The sequence below is a fragment of the Marinoscillum sp. 108 genome (assembly GCF_902506655.1).
Lineage (GTDB): Bacteria > Bacteroidota > Bacteroidia > Cytophagales > Cyclobacteriaceae > Marinoscillum > Marinoscillum luteum.
This window is the reverse complement of record NZ_LR734808.1, coordinates 2,939,851-2,956,044: the sequence shown is the minus strand read 5'-3', so window position 1 is coordinate 2,956,044 and position 16,194 is coordinate 2,939,851. Positions and strand designations below refer to the sequence as shown.

Genomic DNA, 16,194 nt, shown 5'->3' with positions numbered 1-16,194 from the left:
TAGGTTCGGTTTTTGACTTGCCCGAACTTTAAAATCAAACATGACCAAAAAGGAGCGCTTCGAAGCGTTTGTATCATACTTCAAGGAAGCATTTCCCGAGCCTCAAACAGAGCTCAACTACAACAGCCCTTTCGAATTGGTGGTGGCTGTAGTACTGAGTGCGCAGTGCACGGACGTGCGAATCAATAAAGTAACTCCCGCCCTATTCAAAGCATTTCCCACGCCGGAGCACATGGCCGCTGGCACTTTTGACGAAATCTTTGAGCTCATCAGAAGTGTGTCTTATCCAAATAACAAAAGCAAGCACCTCATGGGGCTGAGTAAGATGATCATGGAGGACTTTGGGGGAGAAGTGCCACACAGACACGAAGACCTTCAAAAACTGCCCGGCGTTGGGCGGAAAACGGCCAATGTCGTGGTGTCGGTGCTTTATAACCAGCCAGCCATGGCCGTAGACACCCATGTGTTTCGTGTTTCGAAACGTTTGGGACTGGTTACTCAAACGGCAAAGACTCCACTGGAAGTAGAGAAGCAGCTGGTCAGGCATATACCCAACGAATATGTACATAAAGCCCACCATTGGTTGATTCTACACGGACGATATGTCTGCCTGGCACGTAAGCCCAAGTGCGAGGAATGCAAAATCACTCACTTTTGTAAGTACTGGGAGAAGAAATCCAACCCAACATAGTTTGACCATAACGGATCGCTGAAAGAAGAAAATAGCCGCTTCAGGCATCATTTGCCCAGACTCGTCGAAGAATTGGCTGGTTTCTCCGAATAATACTATTGTATAACAGATCCATTATATACTGTTGTCTAACCAAACAGCAAAAGTCTATGACAGCATTAGACACATTGATACAAGAAGCGAAGCACTTACCCCTAGACCAAAAGAGCTCGCTCATCAAATATCTCTCACATGCGCTGATCGAAGAGCAAATTTTAGATTTGCAGAAAAGACGCGGAATGGAGCAAATCCGAACAGCGCTGAGACGAGGATATTCTTTCTAATTTCAAGATTTCTTATAAGTGGTTCATTAAGTATTCCCGACAGATTCTCGTCGGGAATACTTTTTTAAGGGCCTTACCAAAAGCTCTTTGCGGAATCACCGTATCCGAACGAAGCCTGCAGGCTCCCGCTTGTAGCTAACCCCTTCTATTCTTAGCATTTCCTTTTGCAGATCCACAATATCTGTTTGGAGGGTGTGGAGGGTAAACCCATGTTTTCTGGCGAGATCAAGGTACTGGGTATTTATGCCTTTCTCCGTATGGCACAATATGATTTTCAGCTGGCCAGTGTGTCTGGCGAGCAACTGCGAATCTCTGGGAAAAGAATAATTGTCCGCAATCATGACCACCTCACCGCCGGGTTTGGCTACTTTTTCCCCGTACACCAGCGCTTCAAAATTATTTTCAGGAAGATCACCTCCTCCTCCCGCCCGCATGGCCTCAAACATTTTCTCTTTCGCCACACTAAAATCATTCGTTTTGACGTGGTAAAGCCCACCGGTTTTCCCTATCACTTTCTGATTGGTCGGCAAATCATTACCATCATTGAAAAAAACAAAGTCCGTCTCCTTTTGGAGTGATGAAAGCTTGATCCACTTCAGCAAGTCAGCCGTGTAAGGATACATGCTACCGGTCACATCCACGATCACCAGATCTGGACTCCAGTGATTTCTGAACAGCGCCTTTGAAACGACTTTCTGATCCACTTTAGGAAAGATATCCACATAGCTGGTGTCGGTTTCATAAGCCACACACTGAGCATACTGCTGTAGCATTTTATATTTCTCCATCAGGTTTTTTGAAATTTCAAAACTGGTAATGTTGACACTTTCCTTTTTGATGGGAAAGCTCACATAGCCTTTAGCACGCACATTATACTGTCTTCGCCCGATCACCAACCCCCGCTTCCATTTCAAAATGTATTTGAGGGCGAATGCCAGCCGCTCCTTACAAGGAAACAAGTTTCCACTCACGGTTACCTCCTGCGGACGCCCATTATAGTCCAGCTCTACCTCAAAAAAGACCCTCCCTTTGTAGGTCTCCGCACAGTCATAGATTTTCTCCAGCTGCTCCCCGAGGTATTCCGGAGAGTAGGCCGACTCTGGATATTCACAATCGATCCGCCGATAGTCTATTTTCAGCAGTTTTCGGAGCTCGCCTATGCGCTGATCCAAAGCCATCAGGTCTGACCTGACACTATCAATCTCTGCCAGAGAGGTCTCTTTGGTGAAATAATCTTCATAGTAGATCACAAAGCCATGAAAAAAATCGAGACATGAAGCAGAAGAAGCACATCCGGTCTGGCCGATGATGTTCCATTCAAAAAACTTATTGACCACTATCTGTGGATTGATCTCGATGAGTTTATCCAGCCGGGCAAGGTCAAGTTGTTTTTGATCAAACTCACTCGACTCGCGAAAAGTGGTATACACCAAGTCTATCTTCAATATTCGACGATCTGTGAAAGGTAGCTTCCTGATATCATCTTTTGAAAAACTGGAGGGCAACACCAAATACTCATACCTGCCATCAAATGAATACTGTGGCTCGGTGGTGTGCCGGGCTGTTTCATAGACGTCCCGGGCTTCCGGGCTCTGTGAATAGAGCCCATGCACAAGGGCCGCCAAAAGAAAAGTGGTGAGATACCTCAAAATCGGGATAATTCTATGAATACGTCGAAAATCATTAACGAAATTATTAAACCTAAAATTCTATTTTCATCTTTATGTAAGAAATGAAGATTCTGTACATCCATCAGTATTTCAAAACACCCGCCGAAGGTGGATGTGTACGGTCCTACCATTTGGCAAAGGGTTTGGTGGATCAGGGTCATGAAGTGACTATGGTCACTACTCATAATATTTGGTCAGGACTTCATCAGATAGACGGACTCCAGGTTCACTATCTACAAGTACCTTACGCCAATCGGTTTGGCTTCATGCGGCGCATTTGGTCTTATCTCAGCTATGTGGTACTGGCCAAAAGAAAAATCGCCAGGCTGAAAACCAAATTTGATCTGGCCTATGTAATGACCACTCCACTTACCACCGGGCTAATTGCCCTTCATCTGAAAGAACGATATAACCTCCCTTACTATTTTGAAGTGGGTGATCTATGGCCAGAAGCTCCTATTAAAATGGGAGCCATCAGAAACGGGTTGTTGAAAAACCTGCTTTATCGGTTTGAAAAAAAGTGTTACTTCGAAGCACAAAAGGTCATTGCCCTCTCCCCGGCGATTAGAAATTATATAGAAGCCAATTCGCCGGAAACCAAGGTACATGTGGTTCCCAACTTTGCAGATGTCTCTTTTTTTGAAGCAAATCACAAAATTCAGCGATTCACTGCTGAAAACCCCCTTAAGGTTGGTTACATAGGCACGTTTGGAGCGGCCAACCACCTGGACTACCTGTTAGATGCCGCCAGGGTGTGCCAGGAGCAAAAACTGCCCGTGGTATTTAACCTGATGGGAGATGGTGCTCATCTGAAAAGAATAAAAAGACTGAGTAGGCAATTGGACAACCTGACGCTGCATCCTTTTGGCTCTGCCGATTCGGTAAAACATCTTCTGGAAAGCCAGGATGCAGTATATGTCTCTTTCAAAAACCTGGAGATTCTCAACACGGGAAGCCCCAACAAGTTCTTCGATGGTCTTGCTGCAGGTAAGCTCATCATGATCAATTTTGGGGGCTGGATCAGACAGATCGTTGAAGAACAAAAATGCGGTTTCTACCACGACCCTCTGGATCCAACAGAGCTGGCAAGAAAACTCTCCGTTTTTCTCAAAGAACCGGAGATGCTTTATCAGTATCAAAAGAATGCCCGTGCCCTTGCAGAGAAGTACTATAGCAAGGAGCTGCAGGTTCAAAAACTGGGTAAAATTCTAACCAACCAAAAACATCTGAGTGTCAGCGACTCTGAGGTTTATATCCTGACAGCCTGAAGATTTTTTCATTATCCGTGTCCGCCAGCAATTCTTCTATGCTCACCTCATTGTTTTTCATGTAGCTCTCCACTATTCTCCAGCCTACCCAGGCGCCTATCCTCCCGGGACACTCCTGGCTGATTTCGTAAACATTGGGTCGCTCTCCGAGAAAGCGTCTTTTGGTGATGTGGTTAGTCTCATAGAGCACTTCGTTCTCCAATAGGTTGGCCCAAATCACCGCCTCATTTTCATCTATCACTTCCATATCTCTGGAGGTATACCCCAACCAGACAGAGTCCTGGGTACACGGCACCAATCTGCTGGCCAGATAATAGGTCTTTCCGAAATCCACCATTTCTGAAAGGAGGCTTGAGCTCTTCCCCTTGTACACCTGATTACCGGCCAGAAATTTCACAACAATGCTGGAAAGATGTTCTTTATTATACCTCTTAAGTACATAGCCGGGTATTTCCAGCGGTTTATAAGTGGCCTTGGGCCCTATGAAAAAATCCAGTCCGATGAGGATAAGTGAGTCAGAAATGAACAGGTCCTTATAAAGGCCTGAAACAGTTGTCTGAATTTTGGGCACGCGTGTTTCAGGAAACAGTGTGGTCATTTTTCCAATGGCCATTTCCAGATCTTCCCTGATCGGGTCGAAATCTGAATATTCGGAGACCGCTTCATTGTACAGGGTATCAATGGATGGATTTTGTATCAACCTGAAAATCTTTGCAGCCAGAATAGAATCTGTAGGATACTGATCTGAATCAAGAAAGAGACGAGAGAATTCGCGATATTCTTCCAGCAAATTCTCTATGCCCTCTGGAGAGTCTTGACTAAAAAATGCGGCCTCCAACCGCTCTACCTCTATACTGACCGGAGTGGATGCAATGGCATTTTCGTTTTTGCACTCGGGTCCGCAGGCGAAAAATAAAAGAAAAGGAATCGTTATGATAACTGTGCGCATACACCTTAATTTTAAGCTGTTAAATTTAGACATTTAAGTACTCCGCATGAGAAAGATTACTCTAATAGTTATACTCCTTACCCTCACTTCTATGAGCACTTTCGCTCAGTCAAAATTAGGCCTGAAGTTTTCTCCTTCAGTATCTTCTAATAGAATTTCTTTGATCGATAGCCTTTACGATGTAGAGCCAGATGGCTCGGTCTTTAAGTTTTCCATGGGGTTGATTTATGATCATGAACTTACGGAGACCTACTACTTCAGTACGGGGCTGATTTTCGTGCCCAAGCAAGTCGCTTTTATGGTGACTGAGGAGCCCGACCAGCCCACTGCCAACTACACTAAAAAGTCGCCATATGAATCCTACCGGCTAAACTACCTTCAAATACCGGTGAGTCTTAAGCTTTTCACCAATGAAGTACAGCCAGATACACGCGTTTTCTTTCAGGTGGGGATGGCTCCAGAAATTAAGGTATTCAGTGAGCCCACAGAGGAAGACTATGATTTGATAGAAGAATTCAAAGGATTTGATGCCACGATACTTTTTGGCGGAGGAGTGGAATACCGGGCCGGTATAAACACAACCCTCTTTGCCAGTGTGACCTACCAAAGAGGGTTGAATAATGTGATCAAAACAGAAACCTGGGGATTTCAGGAGGAATTATACATCCGCAATACCCTGGTCTCGTTTGATTTAGGAATTAAATTTTAAGTCTCTATCGCTTCGCCCCTGTTGTTCAGCACGCTGAACTCGGTGAGGGCCAGTGAAGAATCCTCAATGAGATGTACCCACTTTAGGTATCTCAGAAACCACTTCACTCTTCTGGAGAAAACTCCCCTGGTGAAGTAGGCATGAATGTATGGGTGCAAAGTCACGGTGATCTTCTTCTCGTTCTGAGCCGTAAGGATGTGATCCAGTGTTTTCTCTATCTGATCGGCAATGGAGATCGCTGCAGTGATCTGACCTGTTCCATTGCACGTAGGGCAAACTTCCCTGGTCGCAATGTTGAGCTCAGGTCTCACACGTTGTCTGGTGATCTGCAATAAACCAAACTTGGACAACGGAAGCACTGTGTGCTTAGAGCGGTCGTCTTTCATCACTTCCTTGATCCGATCATAGACCTTCTTTCTATTCTCAGACTTCCGCATATCGATGAAATCCACCACGATGATACCCCCCATGTCTCGCAGCCTGAGCTGACGAGCCACTTCTGAAGCCGCCTCGAGATTGACTTTTAGCGCTGTGGTTTCCTGATTGTCCTCCTGATTGGACTTATTTCCACTGTTCACATCAATGACGTGGAGTGCCTCAGTATGCTCTATGATCAGGTAGCCGCCATTGGCAATGCTAACAGATTTGCCGAAAGAGGTTTTGAGTTGTTTCTCAATGTTGAAAGACTCAAAAACCTTTACACGGTTTTGATAAAGCTTTAGGATTTTCTCTTTGTCCGGAGCAATCTTATTGACATAGCTCCTTACTTCTTCGTAAAGCTCTTTGTCATCTACCACAATGCTATCAAAGGATTCGTTGAGAACATCTCGCAAAATTGAATTTGCGCGATTCATCTCACCGATCACCTTATCTCTAGTGTTGGCTGTTTTGAGATTTTTTACTCCGTCGATCCAGATTTGAAGAAGGTTTTTGAGGTCTTTGTCAAGCTCCTTTACGTCTTTCCCTTCCGCTACTGTTCTGATGATAACGCCAAAGTTCTCTGGTTTTATTGAGCTTATTAGTCTGCTCAACCTTTTCCTTTCGTTGGCGTCTCCTATACGTTTAGATACATTTACCGCATTTGAAAACGGTACTAATACCAGGTATCTCCCGGCTAATGACAACTCGCAAGAAAGTCGAGGCCCTTTTGTGGATATAGGTTCTTTTACGACCTGAACCAATATTTTTTGGTTCTTGGTCAAAACCTGGCTGATTTTACCAAGCTTATTGATGTCCGGCTCATGTTTGAACCCACTCAATTTGGCACTCATGCTATTTTTAGAGAGTGCGAGCTTGGTAAATTTATTGAGAGACTGAACCTGCGGGCCCAAATCAAGGTAATGTAAAAAAGCATCCTTTTCGTACCCAATGTCGATAAATGCGGCATTGAGTCCCTGAACGACCTTTTTTACAGTACCCAGATAAATATCTCCAACGTTGAACCTATTTCCATCAGACTCCTGATGGAATTCAACCAGTTGTTTGTTCTTAAGAAGGGCAATTCGACATCCATTTTGAGTTGAGTTGATGATTAGTTCATTACTCACTATATACTCAATTTAGATGTGTACTAATTACTTCTTCTTATGTCTGTTTTTTCTAAGTCTCTTCTTCCTTTTGTGAGTAGCGATCTTATGTCTTTTTCTTTTCTTACCGCAAGGCATAATCTTTAATTTTTTAGTTACTTAAATATTCTAAAGTTCTTCTATATAAGAAGATGCGGTGGCTTTTAAGGCCGGATCTGCATCAGCTTTATTCAATAGTTTTCCGAAAACGGCTTTCGCTGCTTCCGTGTCTCCGGACTCTGACAGTACCACACCGTAATAAAACAGCGATTCATCATCTGTAGAATCCATTTCCAGGAGCTTTTCAAATCGCTCCTTCGCCCGATCAAACTGGCCAGACCTGATCGCAAGTAAACCAAGGTTAAGAATGGTTTCCCGGTTATCAGGTTCTTGTTCCAGCACTTCCCTGAGCAGTTGCACTCCCGCCATAGGCGTTTCTGTGACCATCAGCGTCATTGCCAGTTTGTTTTTCAAAGTACTGTTTTGCGGGTCTGCTACCAGCAATTCTTCAAATATCTCCTGAGCCTTCTGAGCTAAACCTACTGCCTTATCGGGTTCGGTACTCATCTGAAACGCCTGATAGTAAATCATGGCGGCTTTCAATCTGGAAGTACCAGCCGTATCCAATGAGAGGATGAGTGCAGCATAACTATCCGCACTATCCACCATCTGGTACTTCAGGTACAGCCTGGCCAAAGAGTCCGCAAAGTTAATACTTTTTTTTATTTCTGAAACAGCGTTAAGTTGCTGTCTGAGAGACATAAGCAGGCTTTGATCTTCAGTGGAGATCGAAAAGTCATGAGGCTTCACTTCCACCCCGGTCTCATTTTCCACCACCACTCTTGGAAGTTGATAAATCAGAACAACAGCCAATACCCCCGCCGCAATCAAAAATATTTGCTGTCGGTTCATTTAGTCTTATTTCAACTTTTTGCTGCTCTTGATCTTCTCCGTGAAAATCTTGGAAGGCTTGAAGCTGGGCACATGATGCTCATCGATGACGATGGCTGTGTTTTTGGAAATATTTCTGGCGATCTTCTTCGCCCTTTTCTTATTCACAAAGCTCCCAAAGCCTCTTACGTATATATTTTCCCCTTCTGCCATAGAGTTTTTCACCACGGTGAAAAATGCTTCTACTGTTACCTGAACATCAGCTTTATCAATTCCTGTTTTGTCAGATATTTCGTTTATAACATCGGCTTTAGTCACTATAATTGTCGTTTAATTGATGTTTCGATCATTTTTGAGCGGTCAAATTTAATTTTGGTCCCCGTAAATAAAAAACTAAAATCCATATTTAAACCAAATACTTTATCAACACTCCTCACAGTTTTACCAAATCGCTAATTAGTTGGTACTCAATAGTTAAGCGAGACCTCCCCTGGAGGAGGAGCAATGATCCGTATAAAATTTGGCTATCCGAAATTATCCTTCAACAAACTCGCATAGACCAGGGGCTTCCATACTACAATCGTTTCGTTTCTTTGTTTCCAACAGTGGGTGATCTGGCAGAGGCGCCCAGCCAAACTGTCATGAAAACTTGGGAAGGTCTGGGCTACTACTCCCGCGCTCGTAATCTTCACTCCACCGCTCAAGTGATCCATGAGGAGCTCGGCGGGATCTTCCCCTCCACTTATGGCGAACTGGTGAAGCTGAAGGGAGTGGGGCCATACACCGCGGCGGCCATTGCTTCCATGGCATTTGGCGAAGCTACCCCGGTCATCGATGGAAATGTCTTCCGCTTTGTTTCCAGATACTTCGGAGTGGAAGCAGACATTGCCGATCAAAAAAACCGTAAGTTTTTCATGGAGATCCTCGAGGATCTGATTCCCCAATCTGATCCTGGCACCTTCAACCAGGCCATGATGGAGTACGGAGCTACCGTGTGCAAGCCGAGCCCTGACTGTGCCAATTGTCTTTTTAGGCTTTCGTGCTATGCACACAAGCACCAAAAGCAGCAAGTGCTCCCTGTCAAAACCAAAAAAGTAAAATCCAAAGAAGTGTTTTTCTCTTATCTGATCTTCGAACATGAAGGGACTACACTCATGAGACAGCGAACAGAAAGCATTTGGACCGGCCTTTTTGAGTTTCATAACATCACCCACGAGCAAGGCCTGCAAGAGGAGCAAATCACACACTTCCTCTCTCAGTACCCCCATCTCATCCTTCACCAAAAGTTTGAGCCTGTCCAGCATATTCTTACACACAGAAAGCTGTGGGTCACTTTTTACCACATTGAGGTAACGATGAAAGACACATTCCGTATGCTCAGTAAAGATTTGGGTTTAAATCTGTATAGCTGGGAAGAAGTGTTAACTTTGCCCCGACCAAAAGTGATCGTCAACCACTTGCAACAAGCGGTTTTTTAAGTTATTTTTATTTTATGGCTGGAGTAAATAAAGTAATTCTTGTAGGAAATCTGGGCAAAGACCCTGAGGTACGACATTTGGAAAGTGGCGCTGTAGTGGCGAGCTTTTCCATAGCTACTTCTGAAACCTACAAGGATCGAACTACAGGAGAAAGACGCGAACAAACCGAATGGCACAACATTGTGCTTTGGAGAGGCTTGGCCGAAGTAGCCGAAAAATACCTGAAAAAAGGTGATCAGGTCTACGTAGAAGGCAAGTTAAGAACCCGATCATGGGAAAAAGACGGGGTGACTCGTTACACCACAGAAGTAGTGGGTGATAATATGACGATGCTGGGTAGCAGATCTGGTGGATCTCCTGGAGGAGCGGGTAACACCTCTCAACCGTATGAGGAGCCGTCATCAGCGCCTGCCCAAAGCTCCGGCAGCAGCCCCATGGAAGAGGGTGTTACAGATGACCTCCCCTTCTAATGTTTAACTTAAAGACCTCTCCTTGGAGACTGCATTAGACGACCCTTATCCCTCGGCACTTTTTCTGGCAATCACACAGCTCCCTGTTTCCTTCTTTTTGATCAATGGAATCGGGATATTGCTGCTCCTTTTGCTTTCTGGGCTGATCTCCGGATCTGAGGTGGCATTTTTTTCACTGAGCCACGATCAAATCCAGGATGCCAAGACTTCAGGCAATAAGAACGATAAGTACATTTCCAGCCTGGTGCTGGATCCCAAGCGCCTACTTGCCACCATACTTATCCTGAATAACCTGGCCAACATTTTTATAGTCACCATTTCTACCTTTGCGACCTGGAAGGTAGTGGGTAGCAAAGATGCCGGTGGTATCGTCATCGTGGTACTTACTGTGAGCATCACCGTGATGATCATCTTTTTTGGGGAGATTGTGCCCAAAGTATATGCCAATCACAATAACCTCAGCTTTGCGAGAATGACCGCCCCCATGCTGACATTCGCTGATAAAATACTACGCCCCATCTCCTGGTTTTTGATGGCTTTGAGCAACATTATTGAAAGCCGAATTCAAAAAAAGGGCTATAACCTATCAGTCGACCAAATCAACCAGGCACTGGAAATCACGGCAGATAAAGAAGTAAGTGATGAGGAGAAGGGAATTCTAAAAGGTATCGTAAACTTTAGCACCCTTTCTGTGCGGCAAATCATGAAATCCAGAATTGACATCACGGCGCTGGATGTGGACACAGACTTCCATGACCTCATGGACAAGGTGAATAAAACAGGGTATTCGCGGATTCCCGTCTATGCGGAAACCGTGGATAAGATTGAGGGAATTCTTTACATCAAAGACCTCCTTCCTCATTTAGATAAAAAAGAAGAATTCAAATGGCAAACGCTCCTGAGGCCAGGCTTCTTTGTGCCCGAGAGCAAAAAAATAGATGACCTTTTCCGGGACTTCCAGGAGAAACAGGTCCATATGGCCATCATCGTAGATGAGTATGGCGGGACCTCCGGGCTCATCACCTTGGAAGATGTGATCGAGGAGATCGTGGGCGAGATCAATGACGAGTTTGATGAGGAAAACGAAATTGCCTACAATAAACTTGATGCCAACACGTACATTTTTGAAGGTAAAACGTCACTAAACGACTTTTGTAAGATTACGGGAGTGGACTCTGACGTGTTTGAGAAAGTGAAACGCGAAAGCGAATCACTCGGAGGGCTTCTCCTCGAGCTCAATACCAAGCTGCCACCCGCCGGGGAAAAAATTACGTTTCAGCAGTTTCTGTTTACTGTAGTAGCGGTGGATCAGAGGCGAATCAAGCGGGTGCGGGTATACATCAATCCCGAGCATTCCGATCAGATGAAAGATTTTGAGGACTGAGTATGACGATTAGAATTTCTATTTTATTTCTGATTTCTATTTTGGTACTGTCCTGTGGGCAAAACCCTTACCTACCCAAACCCAAGGGGTATAACCGCATCGACCTGCCTGCGCATGAGTACACAGCGCTTGCAGATAGTTTTCCTTATCAGTTTGAGTATTCGAAACACGCCAGAATCCTGAAGGACAGCTCGTGGATTACTGAACGCTATTGGATCGACATCTTCTATCCTGCCATGGATGCCAATATCCAGCTCACCTACAAGCCCATTAAAAATAAGGCTGAGCTAATGCAGGAGTATTTTAGCGATTCGTATAAGCTCACTTCTCAGCACAATGTAAAGGCCTACGCCATTGACGAAAAAGTGCTCGAACTCCCCAATGGAGACTTTGCCTCCTTTACCGAACTAGAGGGAGAAGTGCCCACGCAGTTGCAGTTTCACGTTTCTGACAGTACCGCACACTTCTTGCGGGGAGCGCTCTATTTCAAAACGGCCACCAAGAACGATTCTCTGGCTCCTGTCATTCGATATTTGAAGGAAGATGCCCTCCACCTGCTGGAGACGCTGGAGTGGAATGACTAATCCGTACCATTTCTTAACCCTTCTTTTATAAATTAGCGGAAACCTCTGCCATGACTTCTTTTTTTGAGCGAAGTATTGAATTTCTAAAAGGCGTGGGCCCCCAAAAGGCCGAGCTGCTCAAAAAAGAACTCGAAATTTTCACCTTTGCTGACCTGCTGCAGTACTATCCGTTTCGGTACGAAGACCGCACCCGGTTTTACAAAATCAATCAGGTCCGGGAAGATCGGGCCTACATTCAGATCATTGGTAAGTTCGTGTCTTTTCAAACGGTCGGTGTGGGCAGTAAGCAACGACTCGTAGGCCAGTTTGCTGACGAAACTGGTGTCATTGAGCTGGTTTGGTTTCAGGGGGTGAAATGGGTAAAATCCCGTGTGGCAGTGGGTGTGCCGTATATCGTTTTCGGAAAACCCTCTCGATTCGGGAGCAAATACAATATCGCTCACCCCGAAGTGGAACCTCTGACTGAAAAAAGCAAGCAGGGGAGCTACCTTCATCCTGTGTACACCACCACAGAAAAACTCAAACGCCGGTTCATAGACAGTAAAGCCATCAGCAAAATGATGAAAATGCTGCTCATAGAAGCCGTGAATCACATCAACGAAACGCTGCCTCCGGCGATCACCCAACAGTATCGGCTGATGGATAAAAAATCGGCGCTCGTACAAATACATTTTCCCAGAAATACCCAGGAGCTTCAGAAAGCCCTATACCGGCTGAAGTTTGAGGAACTCTTTTATATCCAGTTGCGACTCCTCAAGCTCAAGATCACCCGAATTGAAAGCTTTCCGGGCATCCGGTTTGACAACAGCGAATTACTCAACGAGTATTATAATAAGCACCTTCCTTTTGAGCTCACCGGCGCCCAGAAGAAAGTGGTGAAAGAAATCTATCAGGATTTCCGCTCTGGAAAACAAATGAACCGACTGGTGCAAGGTGATGTGGGTAGCGGAAAAACCATGGTGGCATTTCTGAGTATTTTGATTGCGATCAGTAATGGCACACAGACGGCTTTCATGGCGCCCACGGAAATCCTGGCAGAGCAGCATTACAACGGGCTGAAGGAATATGCTGACCTCTTGGGCATTCACATTGGACGCCTGACTGGCTCCAGCAAAAAATCCGAGCGCCGGGTCATAGATGAAATGCTCCAATCCGGGGATCTGCCCATTGTCGTAGGAACTCACGCCTTGCTGGAAGATAAAGTGAAGTTTAAAAACCTCGGGCTGGCAGTGATCGATGAGCAGCATCGCTTTGGGGTGGCGCAGCGTGCTCAACTCTGGAAAAAGGGTCAAAACGCTTACCCTCATGTGCTGGTAATGACTGCCACACCCATCCCTCGTACATTGGCCATGACGCTCTATGGCGATCTGGATATTTCGGTCATCGATGAGCTTCCTGCAGGAAGAAAACCCATCCAGACACACCACATGCGGGATAGTCACCGACTGAAGATGTTCAGTTTCATGGAAAAAGAAATCCAAAAGGGCCGTCAGGTGTATGTGGTATATCCCCTGATAGAGGAGTCCGCCACCCTGGATTATAAAGACCTGATGGACGGATATGAAAGCGTAAGCCGTCGGTTTCCGGACTACCCCATTTCTATCGTGCATGGCAAAATGAAGTCTGACGACAAGGAGTGGGAAATGCAACGCTTCGTAAAAGGAGAAACCAAAATAATGGTGGCCACCACTGTGATCGAAGTAGGTGTAAATGTCCCGAATGCCTCGGTGATGGTGATTGAAAATGCGGAGCGCTTTGGTCTTTCTCAACTTCATCAGCTAAGGGGTCGGGTAGGTCGGGGGGCAGATCAATCCTACTGTATCCTGATGACCGGCAATAAGCTCACCTCTGAAGCCAAGCTGCGTGTACAAACAATGGTAGACACCACCGATGGTTTTAAAATAGCGGAGGTAGATTTGAAAATCCGTGGGCCCGGTGACCTGATGGGCACACAGCAAAGCGGACTCATGGACCTGATGATTGCAGATTTGGGGAAGGACACGGAGATCTTGAAACTAGCCAGGTCCGTGGCCACGGAAGTTCTCAATGCCGACCCGGACCTGAAAGATCCAAAAAACGCGCTGATCAGAAAACAGGTGGCAGCACAGAGAAAAAGCACAGTAAACTGGAGCAGGATTAGTTAAGATCCTGCTGTTGCGTGGTTTACTCAGGAAATCTGTAACTTCCCTATGAAGCCATGAAAGCAAAATACATTCAGTTACTCAAAAGTCAGGTTGAAAAATTGGACGTTTCCGATTTTGATTTGGAAGCGTGGAAAAGTTCTGCAGTATCTGCCTTAGAGCGTGTCTTTGGGAAAGCTGACTCCCGAATCACTCATATCCATGGCCTGAAAATTGACTATAGCAGCTGGGCGCTGCGCGACTCCAATTCTCAGTATAAGCCTGTAGAATCTTGTAAGCGCAAAGGCAGGGAAATTTTTAACTCGGCTATTGAAGAGCTTGAGCTATTCGGGATGGCCACGGGTAAGGAATCTATACTGGAAGCATACTTTGGTCCGGAGGACCTTAAAATCCTCCTCTCTGAGTCCGCTGAAAAAAAGGATGTCATCAAAAAACTCAAAAAGGAGGAGCTATTACAACTAACACTCAAGCTCATTGAGGGCTCCCCTTGAGGTAGCCGAAACATCAGTGCCCCCTCAGTGGGACCTCACTTCTTAAAAATCTCAATATCCCGCTCATAACCGCTGGCGGTTTCGTCCAGAGGTAAATGGATCGAGAGTTCTCCTGCCTGATACTCGGCCATGATTCCGTCAAAGTCTACCTGACTGGTCAGCTTAATGGCTGAAAGTAAATAGGGTAATTCGATATCTGCTGTTGTTTCCTCCGAAATGATATGAAACAAAAACATCTCATAATCGCGAACCTCAATTTTTAGGTGTTCCGCACTTACTCCCGGCACCCTCACTTTCACGATCCATTCGGTTTCCTTCTTATCAATATTGATTACAGGCTCTGTCATTCCACCATTGATGGTATTGACAATCTCCGCCGTATGCGCCAGGTTTTTGATTAACATTCTGTCTTCTACTCGCATAATCTGTCTCCGTTTTGCCCTGGTTTTAGCAATAGCCATACCAAGTGTGTTTCATTCTAATAACTATGTCAGTTTGACTATGTTGTGTATGGAGTGGTCATTTTGTCATCTCTCATGTCAGGGTTCCCTTGAATTTCATCCCCTTTGATTATTTTCCTACTCAAAAAAAGCACTCCTTTGTCTAAACAATTGGCAAAAATGAATTCTCAAAAGCGTCCACTTTTCGGATTGTTCCTGATACTAATCGGGCTGGTTTTATTGCTGAGCAACCTCGGTGTAATCAGTGGCCTCCCTGGTTACATTTTCTCCTGGATCAATATCTTCCTCCTTCTGGCCATTGCCAACCTCTTCTCCGGAAATTATCGTAGCGTACTGCTATTTGCTGCCCTTTGGGGCTTCTTTATACTCCGGCAGTATACAGATATTCAGCTGAGAGACTACTGGCCATTGATCCTGGTGGTTATTGGCCTCTCTATGCTCATGCGCAAACGCCTCCGGTCTCAGGTTACCTCCACTACGGACGATTCCTTTGATGAAATCAACATTTTTGGCGGAAGCACAAAAAAATATACCAGTACTTCCCTGAAAGGGGGGAAAATCACCAACATTTTTGGTGGATCAGAAATCGATCTGCGGGATTGCCAACCTGAAAAAGTGGTGGTCATCGAAGTTTTAACTCTTTTTGGTGGCTGTGAGCTGATCGTGCCCAAAGAGTGGAACATTTCGGTAGATACCACAGCCATCTTTGGTGGATTTGACGACAAACGCGAAGCCTCATCCCACAAAGATCCTGCGGTGGTCTATATCAAAGGAATTACCATTTTTGGTGGCGGTTCTCTGAAAAGCACCAAGTAAATTACTCTGTCACTTCTACCCCTTTCCAGAAAGCTATGTAGCCTTTGATATGCTTTGCCAGCTCACTGGTTTCCGGGTAGTACCAGGCGGCATCCATATTAGTCTTTCCATCTACCTCCAAAGTGTAATAACTGGCAGTGCCCTTCCAGGGGCATACCGTATGAGTGGTGCTTGGCTTGAAATACGCCGACTTAATATCTGATGGTGGGAAATAGTGATTATTCTCGACTACCACTGTTTCGTTGCTCTCAGCAATGAGCTGTCCGTTCCAAAATGCTTTCATCTTCCGTTTTCTTTCCTCAC

18 protein-coding genes are annotated in these 16,194 nt (G+C 45.3%); 11 read left to right on the top strand and 7 right to left on the bottom strand.

Translation table 11 applies throughout. The features are described from left to right. Positions 1–40 precede the first annotated feature (40 nt). Together nth and GV030_RS11760 are read left to right on the top strand one after the other, a co-directional pair. The gene (gene nth / locus GV030_RS11765; RefSeq protein ID WP_159582506.1) at positions 41–691 is read left to right on the top strand and encodes an endonuclease III; all 651 of its coding nucleotides are present in this window, start codon (positions 41–43) and stop codon (positions 689–691) included. Positions 692–840: 149 nt separating this feature from the next. Then, on the top strand, positions 841–1,014 hold the full coding sequence (locus GV030_RS11760; protein ID WP_159582505.1) for a hypothetical protein: 174 nt from the start codon (positions 841–843) through the stop codon (positions 1,012–1,014). 95 nt (positions 1,015–1,109) lie between these two features. Here GV030_RS11760 and GV030_RS11755 read toward each other — a convergent pair whose 3' ends face one another. Further along, entirely contained in the window at positions 1,110–2,663 is a 1,554-nt protein-coding gene (locus GV030_RS11755; RefSeq protein WP_159582504.1) for a hypothetical protein, read from the bottom strand. A gap of 83 nt (positions 2,664–2,746) precedes the next feature. On the opposite strand from GV030_RS11755, the gene GV030_RS11750 reads away from it, so the two are divergent. Then, the gene (locus tag GV030_RS11750) at positions 2,747–3,952 is read left to right on the top strand and encodes a glycosyltransferase family 4 protein (RefSeq protein WP_159582503.1); all 1,206 of its coding nucleotides are present in this window, start codon (positions 2,747–2,749) and stop codon (positions 3,950–3,952) included. Here the strand turns inward: GV030_RS11750 and GV030_RS11745 are convergent. Further along, positions 3,918–4,901, bottom strand: a complete 984-nt coding sequence (locus tag GV030_RS11745) for a hypothetical protein (RefSeq protein WP_159582502.1) — start codon at positions 4,899–4,901, stop codon at positions 3,918–3,920. The genes GV030_RS11750 and GV030_RS11745 overlap by 35 nt on opposite strands. A gap of 46 nt (positions 4,902–4,947) precedes the next feature. On the opposite strand from GV030_RS11745, the gene GV030_RS11740 reads away from it, so the two are divergent. Further along, complete coding sequence (locus tag GV030_RS11740; RefSeq protein ID WP_159582501.1) at positions 4,948–5,610, top strand: outer membrane beta-barrel protein; 663 nt, start codon at positions 4,948–4,950, stop codon at positions 5,608–5,610. On the opposite strand, the gene GV030_RS11735 is transcribed toward GV030_RS11740, so the two are convergent. The 3 genes from GV030_RS11735 to GV030_RS11725 form a co-directional block, all read right to left on the bottom strand. Further along, complete coding sequence (locus GV030_RS11735) at positions 5,607–7,157, bottom strand: Rne/Rng family ribonuclease (protein WP_159582500.1); 1,551 nt, start codon at positions 7,155–7,157, stop codon at positions 5,607–5,609. The two genes, GV030_RS11740 and GV030_RS11735, sit on opposite strands and share 4 nt — an antisense overlap. A 147-nt stretch (positions 7,158–7,304) precedes the next feature. Then, positions 7,305–8,087 carry a M48 family metallopeptidase gene (locus GV030_RS11730; protein WP_159582499.1) on the bottom strand — a complete coding sequence of 261 codons (783 nt, stop codon included), beginning with the start codon at positions 8,085–8,087 and terminating at the stop codon, positions 7,305–7,307. A gap of 6 nt (positions 8,088–8,093) precedes the next feature. Then, the gene (locus GV030_RS11725) at positions 8,094–8,384 is read right to left on the bottom strand and encodes an HU family DNA-binding protein (protein WP_159582498.1); all 291 of its coding nucleotides are present in this window, start codon (positions 8,382–8,384) and stop codon (positions 8,094–8,096) included. 104 nt (positions 8,385–8,488) lie between these two features. Between GV030_RS11725 and mutY the strand changes: the two genes are divergently transcribed. Genes mutY through GV030_RS11695 form a run of 6 tightly spaced genes read left to right on the top strand, consistent with a single transcriptional unit; the run spans position 8,489 to position 14,614 of the window. Continuing rightward, entirely contained in the window at positions 8,489–9,544 is a 1,056-nt protein-coding gene (gene mutY / locus GV030_RS11720) for an A/G-specific adenine glycosylase (RefSeq protein WP_159583782.1), read from the top strand. Positions 9,545–9,558: 14 nt separating this feature from the next. Further along, positions 9,559–10,014, top strand: coding sequence for a single-stranded DNA-binding protein (locus GV030_RS11715; RefSeq protein WP_159582497.1), 456 nt, complete (start codon positions 9,559–9,561; stop codon positions 10,012–10,014). A gap of 22 nt (positions 10,015–10,036) precedes the next feature. After that, positions 10,037–11,398 carry a gliding motility-associated protein GldE gene (gldE, locus tag GV030_RS11710; protein ID WP_159582496.1) on the top strand — a complete coding sequence of 454 codons (1,362 nt, stop codon included), beginning with the start codon at positions 10,037–10,039 and terminating at the stop codon, positions 11,396–11,398. Between the two features lie 2 nt (positions 11,399–11,400). Then, the gene (gldD, locus tag GV030_RS11705) at positions 11,401–11,982 is read left to right on the top strand and encodes a gliding motility lipoprotein GldD (RefSeq protein WP_159582495.1); all 582 of its coding nucleotides are present in this window, start codon (positions 11,401–11,403) and stop codon (positions 11,980–11,982) included. A 50-nt stretch (positions 11,983–12,032) separates the two neighbouring features. After that, on the top strand, positions 12,033–14,126 hold the full coding sequence (gene recG / locus GV030_RS11700; protein ID WP_159582494.1) for an ATP-dependent DNA helicase RecG: 2,094 nt from the start codon (positions 12,033–12,035) through the stop codon (positions 14,124–14,126). 53 nt (positions 14,127–14,179) lie between these two features. Further along, positions 14,180–14,614: a hypothetical protein gene (locus GV030_RS11695; protein ID WP_159582493.1), complete on the top strand. Its 435-nt coding sequence runs from the start codon at positions 14,180–14,182 to the stop codon at positions 14,612–14,614. 35 nt (positions 14,615–14,649) lie between these two features. On the opposite strand, the gene GV030_RS11690 is transcribed toward GV030_RS11695, so the two are convergent. Further along, the gene (locus tag GV030_RS11690; RefSeq protein WP_159582492.1) at positions 14,650–15,036 is read right to left on the bottom strand and encodes an Hsp20 family protein; all 387 of its coding nucleotides are present in this window, start codon (positions 15,034–15,036) and stop codon (positions 14,650–14,652) included. A 198-nt stretch (positions 15,037–15,234) separates the two neighbouring features. On the opposite strand from GV030_RS11690, the gene GV030_RS11685 reads away from it, so the two are divergent. Next, a complete protein-coding gene (locus tag GV030_RS11685; protein ID WP_159582491.1) occupies positions 15,235–15,891 on the top strand; it encodes a LiaF domain-containing protein in 657 nt (218 codons plus the stop codon). 1 nt (position 15,892) lies between these two features. Here GV030_RS11685 and GV030_RS11680 read toward each other — a convergent pair whose 3' ends face one another. Continuing rightward, the gene (locus GV030_RS11680) at positions 15,893–16,174 is read right to left on the bottom strand and encodes a DUF427 domain-containing protein (protein ID WP_159582490.1); all 282 of its coding nucleotides are present in this window, start codon (positions 16,172–16,174) and stop codon (positions 15,893–15,895) included. Between the last annotated feature and the right edge of the window lie 20 nt (positions 16,175–16,194).

Coding starts and splice junctions, on each gene's coding strand:
- nth (WP_159582506.1), top strand. CDS start 41: ATGACCAAAAAGGAGCGCTTCGAAGCGTTTGTATCATACTTCAAGGAA.
- GV030_RS11760 (WP_159582505.1), top strand. CDS start 841: ATGACAGCATTAGACACATTGATACAAGAAGCGAAGCACTTACCCCTA.
- GV030_RS11750 (WP_159582503.1), top strand. CDS start 2,747: ATGAAGATTCTGTACATCCATCAGTATTTCAAAACACCCGCCGAAGGT.
- GV030_RS11745 (WP_159582502.1), bottom strand. CDS start 4,901: ATGCGCACAGTTATCATAACGATTCCTTTTCTTTTATTTTTCGCCTGC.
- GV030_RS11740 (WP_159582501.1), top strand. CDS start 4,948: ATGAGAAAGATTACTCTAATAGTTATACTCCTTACCCTCACTTCTATG.
- GV030_RS11730 (WP_159582499.1), bottom strand. CDS start 8,087: ATGAACCGACAGCAAATATTTTTGATTGCGGCGGGGGTATTGGCTGTT.
- GV030_RS11715 (WP_159582497.1), top strand. CDS start 9,559: ATGGCTGGAGTAAATAAAGTAATTCTTGTAGGAAATCTGGGCAAAGAC.
- gldD (WP_159582495.1), top strand. CDS start 11,401: ATGACGATTAGAATTTCTATTTTATTTCTGATTTCTATTTTGGTACTG.
- recG (WP_159582494.1), top strand. CDS start 12,033: ATGACTTCTTTTTTTGAGCGAAGTATTGAATTTCTAAAAGGCGTGGGC.
- GV030_RS11695 (WP_159582493.1), top strand. CDS start 14,180: ATGAAAGCAAAATACATTCAGTTACTCAAAAGTCAGGTTGAAAAATTG.
- GV030_RS11690 (WP_159582492.1), bottom strand. CDS start 15,036: ATGCGAGTAGAAGACAGAATGTTAATCAAAAACCTGGCGCATACGGCG.
- GV030_RS11685 (WP_159582491.1), top strand. CDS start 15,235: ATGAATTCTCAAAAGCGTCCACTTTTCGGATTGTTCCTGATACTAATC.
- GV030_RS11680 (WP_159582490.1), bottom strand. CDS start 16,174: ATGAAAGCATTTTGGAACGGACAGCTCATTGCTGAGAGCAACGAAACA.